12 protein-coding genes and 1 tRNA gene are annotated in these 14243 nt (G+C 34.1%); 7 read left to right on the top strand and 6 right to left on the bottom strand.

Going from position 1 to position 14243, the window contains the following annotated elements; translation table 11 throughout:
* The first annotated feature begins 180 nt into the window (after positions 1–180).
* The 4 genes from AC2DZ0_RS09195 to AC2DZ0_RS09180 all read left to right on the top strand — a co-directional run bounded on the left by AC2DZ0_RS09195 (position 181) and on the right by AC2DZ0_RS09180 (position 5045).
* Positions 181–1374 carry a hypothetical protein gene (locus AC2DZ0_RS09195; RefSeq protein WP_484641422.1) on the top strand — a complete coding sequence of 398 codons (1194 nt, stop codon included), beginning with the start codon at positions 181–183 and terminating at the stop codon, positions 1372–1374.
* Between the two features lie 99 nt (positions 1375–1473).
* A complete protein-coding gene (locus AC2DZ0_RS09190; protein ID WP_484641421.1) occupies positions 1474–3303 on the top strand; it encodes an amidohydrolase in 1830 nt (609 codons plus the stop codon).
* 234 nt (positions 3304–3537) lie between these two features.
* Positions 3538–3912, top strand: a complete 375-nt coding sequence (locus AC2DZ0_RS09185; protein WP_484641419.1) for a VOC family protein — start codon at positions 3538–3540, stop codon at positions 3910–3912.
* 50 nt (positions 3913–3962) lie between these two features.
* The gene (locus AC2DZ0_RS09180) at positions 3963–5045 is read left to right on the top strand and encodes an SGNH/GDSL hydrolase family protein (protein ID WP_484641418.1); all 1083 of its coding nucleotides are present in this window, start codon (positions 3963–3965) and stop codon (positions 5043–5045) included.
* Here the strand turns inward: AC2DZ0_RS09180 and AC2DZ0_RS09175 are convergent.
* A complete protein-coding gene (locus tag AC2DZ0_RS09175) occupies positions 5042–5689 on the bottom strand; it encodes an SOS response-associated peptidase (RefSeq protein ID WP_484641417.1) in 648 nt (215 codons plus the stop codon). The genes AC2DZ0_RS09180 and AC2DZ0_RS09175 overlap by 4 nt on opposite strands.
* A gap of 124 nt (positions 5690–5813) precedes the next feature.
* Positions 5814–5886: transfer RNA gene (locus AC2DZ0_RS09170), tRNA-Met, on the bottom strand.
* A gap of 184 nt (positions 5887–6070) precedes the next feature.
* Here AC2DZ0_RS09170 and era point away from each other — a divergent pair.
* A complete protein-coding gene (gene era / locus AC2DZ0_RS09165) occupies positions 6071–6952 on the top strand; it encodes a GTPase Era (protein ID WP_484489757.1) in 882 nt (293 codons plus the stop codon).
* Between the two features lie 5 nt (positions 6953–6957).
* Here era and AC2DZ0_RS09160 read toward each other — a convergent pair whose 3' ends face one another.
* Positions 6958–7461 (bottom strand): GTP-binding protein, encoded by a 504-nt coding sequence (locus AC2DZ0_RS09160; protein WP_484641415.1) that lies wholly within the window; start codon positions 7459–7461, stop codon positions 6958–6960.
* 187 nt (positions 7462–7648) lie between these two features.
* On the opposite strand from AC2DZ0_RS09160, the gene AC2DZ0_RS09155 reads away from it, so the two are divergent.
* Positions 7649–9208 (top strand): choice-of-anchor I family protein, encoded by a 1560-nt coding sequence (locus AC2DZ0_RS09155; protein ID WP_484641414.1) that lies wholly within the window; start codon positions 7649–7651, stop codon positions 9206–9208.
* A 185-nt stretch (positions 9209–9393) separates the two neighbouring features.
* Complete coding sequence (der, locus tag AC2DZ0_RS09150; RefSeq protein WP_484489754.1) at positions 9394–10710, top strand: ribosome biogenesis GTPase Der; 1317 nt, start codon at positions 9394–9396, stop codon at positions 10708–10710.
* A gap of 47 nt (positions 10711–10757) precedes the next feature.
* Here the strand turns inward: der and AC2DZ0_RS09145 are convergent, their stop codons facing one another.
* From AC2DZ0_RS09145 to AC2DZ0_RS09135, 3 genes are read right to left on the bottom strand one after another with little or no spacing between them, the layout of a single operon-like run.
* On the bottom strand, positions 10758–11594 hold the full coding sequence (locus tag AC2DZ0_RS09145) for a mechanosensitive ion channel family protein (RefSeq protein ID WP_484641413.1): 837 nt from the start codon (positions 11592–11594) through the stop codon (positions 10758–10760).
* A gap of 9 nt (positions 11595–11603) precedes the next feature.
* Positions 11604–11963 carry a DUF1304 domain-containing protein gene (locus AC2DZ0_RS09140; protein ID WP_484641411.1) on the bottom strand — a complete coding sequence of 120 codons (360 nt, stop codon included), beginning with the start codon at positions 11961–11963 and terminating at the stop codon, positions 11604–11606.
* Entirely contained in the window at positions 11963–14080 is a 2118-nt protein-coding gene (locus AC2DZ0_RS09135; RefSeq protein WP_484641410.1) for a thioredoxin domain-containing protein, read from the bottom strand. Before AC2DZ0_RS09135 ends, AC2DZ0_RS09140 begins: the two co-directional genes overlap by 1 nt.
* Positions 14081–14243: the final 163 nt, after the last annotated feature.

The raw sequence follows: 14243 nt of genomic DNA, 5'->3' as shown, positions 1-14243 counted from the left end.
ATGTCAATGATACTGATGGGAATCCTATTTTTTGAGATCAACATGTGTGATTAAAAATGTGAGTTTAAGGTGTTGAATTGAGGAAATATGTGGCATAAATTAGGGTAATAGCATTGTTGTTACGCTTTTATAGTTGGGTGGATGTTCTGCCCCTATATGAACAACCATAAATGATAATCTATGAAACCAAAACTACGTCAATTCTATAGTGTGAAAAAAACTGTTTTTATCAGTGTTTTTTTTATGGTTCAATTTGCCTTTTTTGCTCAGGAAAACACCATAGAAAGACAGCTAAAACCGCATCCGATAGAGGCTATTGAGTCTGAAAAAAAAGAATACTTTCGAGAAAGAAAAACCAATTTTGAACATTGGATGTACTCTCAAAAAACTCATGCTTTTGTTGGGTATTTGGGTTCTATCGCTCAAGGAGGGTTTTCCAATAATCTTAGTGCAAATACTTGGCATTATGACTTGGGTTTGTTGTATCAAGGGAAGTGGGTGAAAACTAAAAATTACAAACTTAACTTTCACGGTTGGGTAGAGCATACAAATTTGATTTCAGGAAGCGATCCAAAATCCTTTGCAAAGAAGTTGCAGATGTTTACAGTTCCCAATGGCAATGATGAGACAAGCTCTGGTGTTGCACTTGAGTATCTGCATTTTGAGAATTTCTTTTTTGATGGTTTTTTGGATGTAACAGTTGGAAAACTTGAGCCTACGTTCTATATGACTTTTACCAAATACAGCGCTTGGGATAAGCTAACCTTGTTTAGTAAAACAGGCTCTTCAGATCCGGTTCCTGATATGGATGGAGCTTTTGGTGTTTTTACGGAAGTTAATTTTTCTGATTATTTTTCAGTTGGAGGTCAAATATTAGACGATACGCCCACAAATGAAGTGTTGGATGTTGCCAATTTTTTTGGGAAAACAAAATACAATTACCAAGGATTTGTTTGTTGGGCGGTTCCTTCAAAAAAGAACTATTATAGTTATCATGTCTTTAATATGTATTCATATCCTCAAAGTACAAAAAAAGCTGCTGGAAGCGGTTGGATGTATATAGGGAATCAGGGAGTCACAGACAATTTGATATTGACGATAAAGTTATCAAAAGGTACGGGTAGGGTTTTAAAATATAGCGGAGCCTATACAGCTGGTTTTATTCTTAAGAATACGTTTGATCGACCTGGTGACCAAGCAGGTGCAGCTTTTATGGTTAACGAGTTGGACGGAAAGTATGAGTATGGAATCGATGGTTATTACAAAATTTTTATCGCAGATTGGGTTACAATGGCTGTTAGTGTACAAGGGTATTATACCATGTCAGAAAATATAGCTGTTATTCCAGGGTTAAGAATGATGATAACCTACTAAGGTGTTTTAAATCGGTTAGATTTAAATAAAAACAAAAAATAATTAGGGTTTTCAATACAAAAACACACTGTTGTGTATAGAACCGTAAAAAATAAAACAATGAAAACAATCAATTTACTATCAGTCACTTTTTTGATGGCACTTTTTATAAGTTGTACATCAACAACAAAACCAGTAGCAGACCAGGTATTTACCAATGGTAAAGTATATACATTAAATGCTGAACAAGAATGGGCAGAAGCCGTAGCTGTAAAAGATGGTAAAATTATTTTTGTAGGTGCTTCTAAAGAAGCCAAGGCTTATATAGGAGCAAATACAAAAACAACAGATTTACAAGGAAAAACCATGATGCCAGGTTTTGTAAGTGCACATGATCACTTAATTGCCTCTGCTTGGACCAATTTGGGAATACAAATTTACAACGCTAAAGACAGAGCTGAAGCATTGGCCATGATTAAAAAATATGCCGATGAAAACCCAGATAAAAAAGTAATTCAAGGTATCGGTTGGGACACCAATATGTTGGGTGGTTACCCAATTGCCAAAGATTTGGATGCGGCAGTTCCAAACCGTCCTGCATTTATCTTAGACAATACAATACATGATGCTTGGCTAAACACGGCTGCCTTGAAAGCGGCAAATATTACTAAAGACACACCAGATACAGTGCCTGGCGTAACGTTTTGGAAACGAGATGCAGAAGGAAATCCGACAGGAATCGCTATTGAAATTCAATGGTTTGAAGCTTATGGGCAAATTGCATGGGATCCTGAAAACATGATTAGAGAAAGTGCTGAGAAACTTTTTGCACTTGCAGCTTCTAATGGAACTACCACATTTTTAAACCCTGGAATCGTAACACCCAATGTTAAAGATGTACATGGAGGTATGGAGAGAGACTTTGAGGTAGCCATGGAACTGCTGAAAGAATGGGAAGCTAAAGGGACTTTAAAATTACGTACGGTAGCGTTGCCGTTCTATAAAACTGCTGTGGGAGATCCTCAAAAATTTGTTGACTTTGGTGTGAAAATGAATCAGAAATACAACTCAGACAAATTGATGGTGACAAGCTTAAAGATACACCCAGAAGGGAACACGGTTGCTGGAACAGCTCCTCATTTTGAAAATTATATTGGAAAAGATCACAACGGATCTTTCAATGTACAGCCAGAAGAAACCATGTCTATCATTACCAAAGCTGCAAAAGTGGGATTGGATGTAATGGTACATACTGATGGAGATCGTTCTTCGCAGGCTGCCATAGAAGCGATATTGGCTGCCAGAAAAATCGACCCTAATAATAGAAGTGCTTTGCATCATGCGATTTACGTACATCCAGACGATCAACAACGCATTATAGAAAATAAAATTCCGGTTAATTCAACTCCAAATTTCACCAATACCTTTGGTAATGGAGATAAAGATAATGTTAGAGTGAGAGGAGAAAAGCAAGTAAACAGTTCTTTAGGTCGTTATCCTCATTTTGCAAGAAACGGTGTTAAAGTGAGTATTTCTGCAGATGTACCTAGTACACCACCTAGTATGCAAGGGCCTTTGTTTGTAGCTCAATGTGCTGTTACCTTAAAAGACGCATCTAATCCAGATGCAAGTGCATTTCCAACCAACAGAACAGCAATGACTTTAAAAGAAGCGATCAAAGCAATTACTATTGATGCTGCTTGGCAACTGAGTATGGAAGATAAAGTAGGTTCTATCGAAGTTGGTAAATATGCAGATTTGGTGATTTTAGAGGAAAATCCATTTGAAGTAGCTCCAGAAAAATTAAAAGATATCAGAATTATGGCTACAATTATGGATGGAGACTATACCTTTTATGCTGAAGAGAAAACAGCTATTCATATTATAAGTGATGAGCACTTTAGAGCGATGCCAGCAACACTCAAAGGTTGTGATCACGGGCATTTATAAAAAAAAGGGGGCAATTTGGGATTCTGATACCTTAGTCAGATAAGTGTGAAATCTAATAAAAATAACATGAAAAAGCCTCAGTTTACTGGGGCTTTTAGTTTTTATTATTTGCTCATTTAAACGAGTCTTTTTTATGTTAAACATAATGTTTTTTACAAACATGTAACTAAGCGTTTTTGGTGAAGTTCAGTAAATTTTTGTAGTTTCGATAGTGAATATAAAAAAGATTAAAAAATGAAGTTAGGAGCGTTTTCGGTTAGTTTGAATGTGAGTGATTTGATGGTTTCAAAAAAATTTTATGAGAAATTGGGGTTTTCTGTTTTTGGTGGAGATATCGAGAGTAATTATCTGATCATGAAAAATGGGGAAACATTGATTGGTTTATTTCAGGGAATGTTTGAACATAATATTTTGACCTTTAATCCGGGTTGGGATAGTGATGCTAAAATTTTAGAAGAGTTTGATGATGTAAGAGAAATTCAGAGTAAATTATTGGAGTCGGGAATCCATATTGAAAATAAAATTTCAGAGGAGAATAAAGAAGGACCTGCTAATGTAATTATTATTGACCCTGATGGGAATCCAATATTAATAGATCAACATATATAAAAGTATTTTGAGGGTGTTGATATTAAAATTAAAATAAAGAAAAAGACATTATGAAATATTTATTTACTCCTTTATTCCTTTTTTTAATCTGTTGTGGTAGTGTTGCTACAGATGAGGTTACCTCCATTGCTGTTGGTTTTGATGCAAAAGAGGTGTATTATGAAGGTAGAGTTCAGCAGAACAGAAATCTTGGTGCAACCGAATTGTATTGGCCGGGAACTTCAGTGTCGTTGAAATTTGAAGGGACTTCTGTTTCTGCAGTTTTAGACGATGAAAAAGGTGAGAACTTTTTTACGGTAGTCGTAGATGGCAAGCAAACGAAGGTTCTGGACTTGAAAAAAGGTAAAAATGAATATTTATTAGCCAACAATTTACTTTTCGGGGTGCATCGAGTTGAGATTCATAAAAGAAATGATTGGGGGTTCGGGAAAACCTTATTTTATTCCTATAAAGTTTTAGGAAAAAAAACATTGGAAATAGATGCTAAAAAAATGTTTATTGAATTTTATGGTGACTCTGTAACGGTGGGGTATGGAAATGAGGATACGACTGGACAGGATAGATCTACAGGTGATGTAACAAATAATTATTTGGCTTATGGGGCTATAACAGCGCGTAACTTAAATGCTGAATATTCTTGTATAGCGCATAGTGGTATTGGAATTATGGTAAGTTGGCATAATTTGATCATGCCTGAAGAGTATTATCGATGGAATCCTTTTGATGAAACGAGTAAATGGGACTTTACTTCAAAAAAGCAACCCAATGTAGTGGTGGTGAATTTGTTTCAAAATGATTCTTGGTTGGTAAAAAGAAAAGAGCACCCAGAGTTTGTAAGGAGATTTGGCCAAAAGGCACCAGATCATGATTTTATTATTGAAAGCTATGTGTCCTTTTTAAAATCAATTAGAAAAGAATATAAAGATGCAAAAATAATTTGTGTTCTTGGGAATATGAATGTTACAGAAAAAGGATCACAGTGGCCGGGTTATGTATGGGAGGCGGTTTCAAAAATGAAAGATCGTAAAATTTTTAAACTTTTTGTCCCTTATAAAGAAACCAAAGGGCATCCTAGTGTAAAAGAACAGGCTATTATAGCAGATAGGTTGACTACTTTTATAAAAACGCACTAGTCAAAAAAGGTCATTTGATTTTGGTTTCGGTCTAAATTCACTGCGATAAGATCTCTGTTGTATGGAGTCTTAAAATAATTAGGGTCTTTTCCTTGCAACCAGTTTGACTCGTCTTCAGGTTTTAAGATCACAGGCATTCTTTTTTTTGTGTTGTGAATCGTGCTCATTAGTGCGTTCGCTTCAGTTGTAATGATGCTGTAACTTTTGATGATTTCACCTTGGGTGCTTTGCCAAGAGGCGTAAATTCCTGCAAAGACAAATAATTCATTATTTGGGAGTGTAATCAGGTGTTTTTCTTTGATGTTGCCCGTTTTATTAAGCCATTTCCATTCATAAAATCCATCAGCAATAACAAGACAACGGTTTTCTAAGTTGTGTTTAAATGATTTTTTTTCGTGAAGGGTTTCTATCCTAGCGTTTAATGTATAGTTTCTAATGGATGTATCTTCAGTCCATGATGGAATCAATCCCCAGTTGTAAAGCACGGCTTTATCAGGGTTTGTATTGGTAATGATTGGTGTTTTAGGGAAATCAAAAGCTTTTATTGTTTCTGTACTTTGGAAAAGTTCAAGTTCAGAAATATCTAATTTGAAATGAGTTTTAATTTCGTTTTTCTTTTTCGCTATTCGAGTTTGGTAGCACATAACTTAGAAAACTATTTGTATTAAAAATACAAATAATTTTATAGGACAGGTATGTTTCTTTTTTTTTGAGCGAAAAAACTTTTGTAAAAAGAAAAAGCTTCAGTAAAAACTGAAGCTTTCTTTGTAGCGGGAACTGGACTCGAACCAGTGACCTTCGGGTTATGAGCCCGACGAGCTACCTACTGCTCTATCCCGCGATTTCGTTCGGCAAAGATACATCATTTAAAATGTTTTTTCCAAATAAAAACGGACTTTTTTTAAAGTATTTTAAAAATGATTTTTAAAGCTTTGATTTGTAGTTGTTTCGTTAATTAAAATCTTAGAGGATTTATATTTTTAACTAAACGAAAAGAGAGTATCTTTGCACTCTAAATAAATAACATGAAGCACAAAGCAGGTTTTGTAAATATTATAGGGAATCCTAATGTAGGAAAATCTACCTTAATGAATGCCTTGGTAGGAGAGCGTTTGTCTATTATTACTTCTAAGGCACAAACAACTCGTCATAGAATTTTGGGAATCGTAAATGGTGATGATTTTCAAATATTATTTTCTGATACACCAGGAATCATCAAACCTGCCTATGATTTACAGTCTTCAATGATGGATTTTGTAAAGTCGGCTTTTGAAGATGCTGATATTTTAATCTATATGGTTGAAGTAGGAGAGTTAGAGTTGAAAGATGAAGTGTTTTTTAGTAAAATTAAAAATGCTAAAATCCCTGTGATGCTACTGATTAATAAAATCGATAAATCAGATCAAGCAGAAGTTGAAGCTAAGTTAGCATACTGGCAAGAGAAAGTACCGAACGCTAATGTGTATTTAATTTCTGCGTTGGAGAATTTTGGAATTGAAGGTGTTTTAAATAAAATTGTAGAGATTCTTCCGGAATCACCTGCGTTTTATCCAAAAGATCAGTTGACAGATAAGCCAGAAAGATTTTTTGTAAATGAATGTATTCGAGAAAAAATATTAATGCATTACAAAAAAGAAATTCCTTATGCTGTAGAAATTGAGACAGAGGAGTTTATTGAGGATGAAAAAATAATTAAAATTCGCGCAATCATAATGGTGGAGCGTGAAACCCAAAAAGGTATAATTATTGGACATAAAGGAGCGGCTTTAAAAAGAGTTGGATCTGAGGCAAGAAAGGATTTAGAAAAGTTTTTCGATAAAAAAATATTTTTAGATTTATATGTCAAAGTGAACAAGAATTGGAGAAATGATTCTCGTCAATTAAAACGTTTTGGGTATAAGGAATAGGAACGCTATTCTTCTAAAATTTTTATCATAAAATCATGCAGGTCCTCCATTTGAGAGTGACCTGTTTTTTTTCCTAGTTGTCCTAAAAAGTACATCACAAACCAAAAAATAGGTAACAAAATAAGGACCCAAACACTTATAGTAATATCTTCTTTTAAAGTCCATTTGGTGTATGCGTAGATTAGAACGCTAATAAAAGTAAACGCAACAGTAGAGTGTAAAAAAATAAATAAGGTCCATACTTGTGGTTTTGGTCCAAACAATCCTTTTGCAATAGAGTTATTCGGATCCGTTGCTTCAATTTCTAAATGCAACTGCGGCGACCAAAAATGATTTTCTGTATCGGCTACATCAATCACTATATGTGCATCAACTATTTTTCCTTTAAGAGTACAATGTTCCTTAGTAAACTCTTCTTTAAAACGATTTAATAGTTGTGTTTTACTTTTTTGAAGCTCAATTCTAAATCTTGGTCGTAAAAATACCGGACTATTTTTTTCTTCTTTCATAGTGAGGTGCTTAGAGTAGAAAGATACTCATTTTTAGAATTATTATTTACTTCAACTTTACATTCCTAACATAAACCTTACTGTTTTTTTACTTGGAGAGCTAATTTCATAACGTTTGTTTTTTTCGTGGGTAAACATTTGTTTATGCTTCAAGGCTAATATTGCAGGGAATTTAACAATATGAATTATGAAAATTACAAGTAAATTATTTTTGGCTGCATTTTCTGTTGCCTTGTTCTCGTGTAACGATGATGTAAAAGAAAACCTAACAGAGGTTATTAAAGAAGTAGAAGAAGAGATTGTAGATACAACTGTAGACTTTGCTTATAAAAGTACCATTACACTTAGAAATGGTCCAGAGGGTGAAGATGATTCAGAAGGAGCTTCTGAAATAGCAGCATTTGAACCTGTGTCAAAAAAGTTATTTGTAGTAAATGTTGAGGTGAATGAAATTTCGGTAGTAGATCTTAGCAATCCAAGTCAGCCAGTAAAGTCAGGAGCAATAGATTTAAATGGTATGGGAGCACCTAACAGTGTTGCTGTTTATGGAGGTAAGGTTGCCATTGCATTAGAGGCGGATGTAAAACAAAACAATGGTAAAATTGTTGTTTTTGATGCTGTTACAGAAACAAAAGAAAAGGAGTATACGGTAGGTGCTTTACCAGATATGGTAACCTATACTAAGGATGGTAAATATATATTATCAGCAAATGAAGGAGAGCCTAATGATGCTTATGATAATGATCCACAAGGAACAATAAGTATTATTGAGGTAGACTCAGATGTAGTGACAACATTGGATTTTACGGCTTTCAACACATCTGAAGCAGCTTTAGAAGCTGAAGGATTTAGAGTATTTGGTCCAAATGCTGATTTAGCGAAAGATGTAGAGCCAGAGTATATTGCGGTTTCTGAGGATTCTAAAACGGCATGGGTTTCACTGCAAGAGAACAACGGAATTGCGAAAGTTAATATTGAATCTAAGTCTATTGAGGCAATTTATCCATTAGGATTTAAAGATTATAACCTGCCAGGAAATTCTATTGATGCAAGTGATAAGGATGGCCTAAAGCAATTGAAAAACTGGAATGTAAAAGGAATCTATCAGCCAGATGCTATTACAGCAATTAATATCGGAGGAACGGAATATGTGATTTCTGCAAACGAAGGGGATGCTAGAGATTATGATGGGTATAGCGAAGAAGTAAGATTGGATGATTTGCAGTTAGATGAATCAGTTTATCCTTTGGCAGGAGATTATTTAAATGAAATCAACCTAGGTAGATTGAAAACGACTACAACTTTAGGAGATGCTAATAATGATAACAAGGTGGAGCAAATTTATTCTTATGGAGCGCGTTCATTTTCAATTTGGTCTGCTAATGGATCTTTGGTATATGATAGTGGAAATGATATTGCAAAAGAAACTTTGATTGAAACACCTGCTGTGTTTAACGGTGGAGATAAAAGAAGTGATGATAAAGGAGCTGAGCCAGAAAGTGTGACTACCTTAAGTTTAGGGAATCGTCATATATTGTTTGTTGGTTTGGAAAGAAATAATCAAGTTATGATGTATGATATTTCAAATCCCATCGCTCCTGGTTTTTTAGATATTCTTTCTCATGAGGGAGATGTTGGTCCAGAAGGATTACTTGTAATTCCTGCACTTGAAAGTCCATCAGGAAAAGATTTATTAGTGGTTTCTAACGAAGTGAGTGGTACCGTGAGTATCTACGAAAACAAGTAAGCTAAAATATTCAATACAAATAATTAGGGTCTGAATGGCAATTTGCCTTTCAGACCCTTTTGCTTTTTTGTAACTTGAATAAAATGAGAATATTACTATCATGTTATCTTCTGGGTATAGTAGAAGAGAATTACTGTGGATTCCAAAATAAAAAGCGTAATTTTGCAAAAAATTAAAAACACACAATGAATACTATTGTAGCCATCGTTGGTAGACCTAATGTAGGGAAATCGACATTATTTAATAGACTTGTACAACGTAGAGAAGCGATTGTTGATTCTGTGAGCGGGGTTACTCGTGATAGACATTACGGTAAAAGCGATTGGAATGGGAAAGAGTTTTCTTTAATTGATACAGGAGGTTATATAGTAGGTTCTGATGATGTGTTTGAAGGGGAAATTCGCAAGCAAGTACAATTAGCATTAGAAGAATGTGATATTACAATTTTCGTTGTTGATGTAACGGAAGGAATTACACCTTCTGATGAAGCGGTAGCCAAATTGTTACGTAAATCTAAAAAACCAGTTTTTTTAGCGGTAAATAAAGTGGATAATTCAATGCGAGAAAACGACGCTTTTGAATTCTATAACCTGGGATTAGGAGATTTGTATACGTTTTCTGCAATTAATGGATCGGGAACTGGAGATTTATTGGATGCTTTGGTTAAAGATATGCCAGAGCCAGAAGAATTTGTAGAAGATGAAGAAAAGGAAGAATTACCTCGTTTTGCTGTAGTTGGTAGACCGAATGCAGGTAAATCTTCTTTTATCAATGCTCTTATTGGAAAAGATAGAAATATTGTTACCAATGTTGCAGGAACTACTCGTGATGCGATCGATACGGAGTATACAAGATTCGGATTTAAGTTTAATTTAGTTGATACCGCAGGAATTAGAAAAAAATCTAAAGTGTCAGAGGATCTTGAGTTTTATTCAGTAATGCGTGCAGTTAGAGCAATTGAACATTGTGATGTAGCCGTGTTAATGATTGATGCCACTCGTGGATTTGAAGCTCAAGATCAAAATATATTTTGGTTGGCTGAAAAAAATAGAAAAGGGATTGTAATTCTTGTCAATAAATGGGATTTGGTGGATAAAGAAACCAATACCATGAAAGAATTTGAAGCTTATGTAAGAAGAGAAATAGCTCCCTTTACAGATGTTCCAATCATTTTTACTTCTACGGTTACAAAACAACGTTTGTTAAAAGCTATTGAAACGGCTGTTGAAGTGTTTGAAAATAAAAAACGAAGAATTCCAACGAGTAAGTTAAATGAAACTATGTTGGAAATTATTGCACAGTATACACCACCTGCAGTGAAGGGGAAATTCGTAAAAATTAAATACTGTATGCAACTTCCAACGCACACACCACAATTTGCCTTTTTTGCAAATTTACCACAGTATGTGAGGGAGCCTTACAGACGATATTTAGAGAATAAGCTACGTGAAATATATGATTTCAAAGGAGTGCCTATTACGATATATTTTAGACAGAAATAAAAAAAACCGCTTATTATAAGCGGTTTTTTTGTTAATAATTCTATTTGTTAAGATATCATATGAACATCTCTTTGAGGGAAAGGGATGCTGATATTTGCTTCGTCTAATGCTTCCTTACATTGTTCTATACATTCAAAGTAAACGGTCCAATAATCCTCTGGTTTGGCCCATGGTCTAACACCAAGGTTTACAGAGCTGTCTCCTAAATCAGTTACAGAGATAGAAGGTGCAGGATCTTTCAAAGTCAAAGGATGTTTTTCTAATACATCCATAAGAATACCTCTTGCTTCTTTAATGTTAGAATCATAACTAATACCAATAGCGATGTCAACTCTTAACTTCCCTTCGTCGGTATAATTTTTAATCGTTCCGTTTGATAAAATTCCATTAGGAATGATGGCAACTCTATTTTTTGGAGTTATTATTTTCGTTACAAAAATTTGAATTTCTTTTACGTCTCCTTTTTCTCCTTGAGCTTCGATAAAATCTCCTACTTTAAAAGGTTTGAATAAAAGTATAAGTATACCGCCGGCAAAGTTACTAAAAGAACCTTGGAGCGCTAAACCGATAGCAAGACCAGCTGCTCCTAGCATTGCCATAAACGAAGTGGTGGCTACTCCAATTTGATTCAAAACACTTATGAATAATAATATCTTAAGTGTCCAGGTAATTAGATGAGACAAAAAACGTAAAAGACTGGTTTCTAATTCGGCCTTCTCCATTAATGTGTCACTTATTTTTACCAGTTTTTTGATAATCCAAAGTCCCACTACTAAAATTAATAAACCAATGGCTAGTCTTACGCCAAATTCAATAGCTAATTCTGTGTATTTTACATAGTCAATCTGACTGATGTCTTCTGAGAAATCTTCTAATTCGTCCATTTTTTTGATCTAAAGTGTATTGAGTGAAATAAATATAATTGCTAAAATTGCTGGCGTGGATTGGATGTAAAAAATTGCTCTTTTATTTAGACTGTAACTCCCATAGATTCCCGCAATTACAACACAAACCAGAAAGAATAAAACAGCAGAATTATTTCCAACAATCCACGACCAAAGAATTCCTGAGGCTAGAAAACCATTATAAAGACCTTGATTCGCAGCAAGAACTTTTGTTTTTTCTGCAAAGTCTTTTTCAAGATTAAAAGTTTTCATTCCTTTCGGTTTTGTCCATAAAACCATCTCTAGATATAAAAAGTAGAAATGAATTAAGGATACTAAAAGCGTGAAGACTGTGGCCAATATTTCCATTAATAAGTAATATTTATTTGATTACTAGCTTTTTTTACGGATGAAACCGGAAGTTTACAGGTCCCTTCGATACAAATATAAAGTAATGTTTCAGTTTCAGAAAATCTATTTTTTAATAGGGGGGCTTGACTATCAACAAGACTTCCTGCAATAATTTTATTTGGAATATAGATCTGATTGAGCTCTTTTATTTTGTTATGGGCATCTTTTCCAACCACTGCAATTTCATAAAAATCGGTGGACAAGTTGCTGTAGAGTTCCATCCAATTGGAATATCCAGAAGGGTATGCCGTCATATCATTCGCTACATTATGAAGCATTTGTTTGCTAATATTTTTGAACTCATTGCTTTCAAAATAAAGTCCCAATTTGTAGAGTGAATTGGCAAGAATAGAATTCGAAGCTGGTATTACATTATCAGTAAGCTCCATTTTTCTAGTAATCAAGTTTTTATCTTCATCAGAGGTAAAATAAAACATTTTTGTCTTTGGGTTATAGAAATGTTTGAAACAGTAATCGGTTAAGTTTTTAGATATATGTAACCATTCTTCGTCTAAGGTTACTTCATATAAAGACATATAGGCTTCAATTACTGTGGCATAATCTTCTAAATACCCATTGATATTACTTATCCCGTTTTTGTAGTTGTGATTTAAACCCCCGTCTTTTCTGAGTTGTTTTGTTTTAATAAAATGAGCATTTTTCAATGCTGTTTTTAAAAATTTAGGTTCATTAAATACACGATAAGCATCTACATATCCTTTTAACATAAGTGCATTCCACGACGTAAGAGACTTGTCATCTAGCCTGGGTTTTTCTCTTTTATTTCTTTCTTTTAGTAATTTTTGTTGCCATTTAGCAACTTGTTGCTCTAAATCATTAATTCCGATTTTATGTTTGGCGCAAAATTCAGAATCTGTTGAGGTTCTAATTAAATTGTACTTATGGTTTTCCCACAAGCCATAATCGTTGATGTTGTAATAGTCAGCGAATAATGAGAATTCCTTTCCAATGATATGTTGTAATTCTTTTTTAGTCCATACATAAAATGCTCCCTCTTCCAATTTGGAGTCCGAATTTTTACTGTCAGCATCTAAAGAAGAGTAGAAAGCTCCTTCGTTGTTGGTAAGTTCTCTCTCTACAAAGTCCAAAGTTCTGTAAACTGTTTCTTTGTAAATTTTATTTTTTGAAATCAAATAGGCATCCGCATACAGACTTACAAGTTGTGCATTGTCATATAACATTTTTTCAAAGTGGGGTATATGCCAATTTTTATCTGTAGAGTATCTCGCAAATCCACCACCTACTTGGTCAAAAATTCCACCTAGAGCCATTTTATCTAAAGTTGTGTAAGTGTATTTTAAAAGGCTGTTATTTTTAGTTTGAGTTGCGAACCTTAATAAAAAATGATAGTTGTTTGGCATTGGGAATTTTGGAGCCCTATTCATACCTCCCAAGTTTTGGTCAAACTGTTGTGACCATTTTTTTACTGCCAACTCAAGAGTATCTTTTAGATAAGTTGGTTTTGTAGTATTTAAAGAAATTGTTTCAGTGTCCTGGATCCCCTTGGTAAGGTTGTCTGCATACTCAATAATTTTTTCAGGGTCTTTTTTGTAGAAGGCTGCTATTTGTGTTAGGTTACTGATCCATTCATCTCTAGGGAAATAGGTGCCGCCCCAAAAAGGTCTCCCATCGGGAAGCGCCACGCAGTTTAATGGCCAACCTCCACTTTGTGTTAATAACTGAACAGCGGTCATATATATCTGATCGATATCAGGTCTTTCTTCTCTGTCAATTTTTATATTGATAAAGTTTTCATTCATGATTTTTGCTACAGAATCATTCTCAAAACTTTCATGCTCCATAACATGGCACCAATGGCAAGCTGCATATCCAACTGAAATTAAAATTAGTTTGTTTTCTTTTTTAGCCAATTCTAAAGTTTCTTCATTCCAAGCATGCCAGTTTACTGGGTTGTGGGCGTGTTGCAGTAAATAAGGGCTAGTTTCCTTAATAAGTGCATTGGTATGTTTATAATTTTTCGTATCTTTTTTATGTTTTTGATTACAACTAATAAAAATTGCTATGACGATTAGTAAATTAAAGACTCTATACATTTAATTTTTTTGGTTTTAACAAATATAACAAAAGGTAGTTCTATTTTTTTTAAAACGTTTATCGATCTAAAGACCGTGTTCGTCGAAGTTAATCGTTACTTAAGCTAAAAACCTAATTTTTGGGATATTTTGAAACTATTTTTACTTGAATTTAAAATCTATC

It is taken from the genome of Flavicella sp. IMCC45668, from assembly GCF_057219105.1.
Note: the sequence above shows the minus strand (reverse complement) of the source record. Positions and strands in the feature narration are given on the sequence as shown.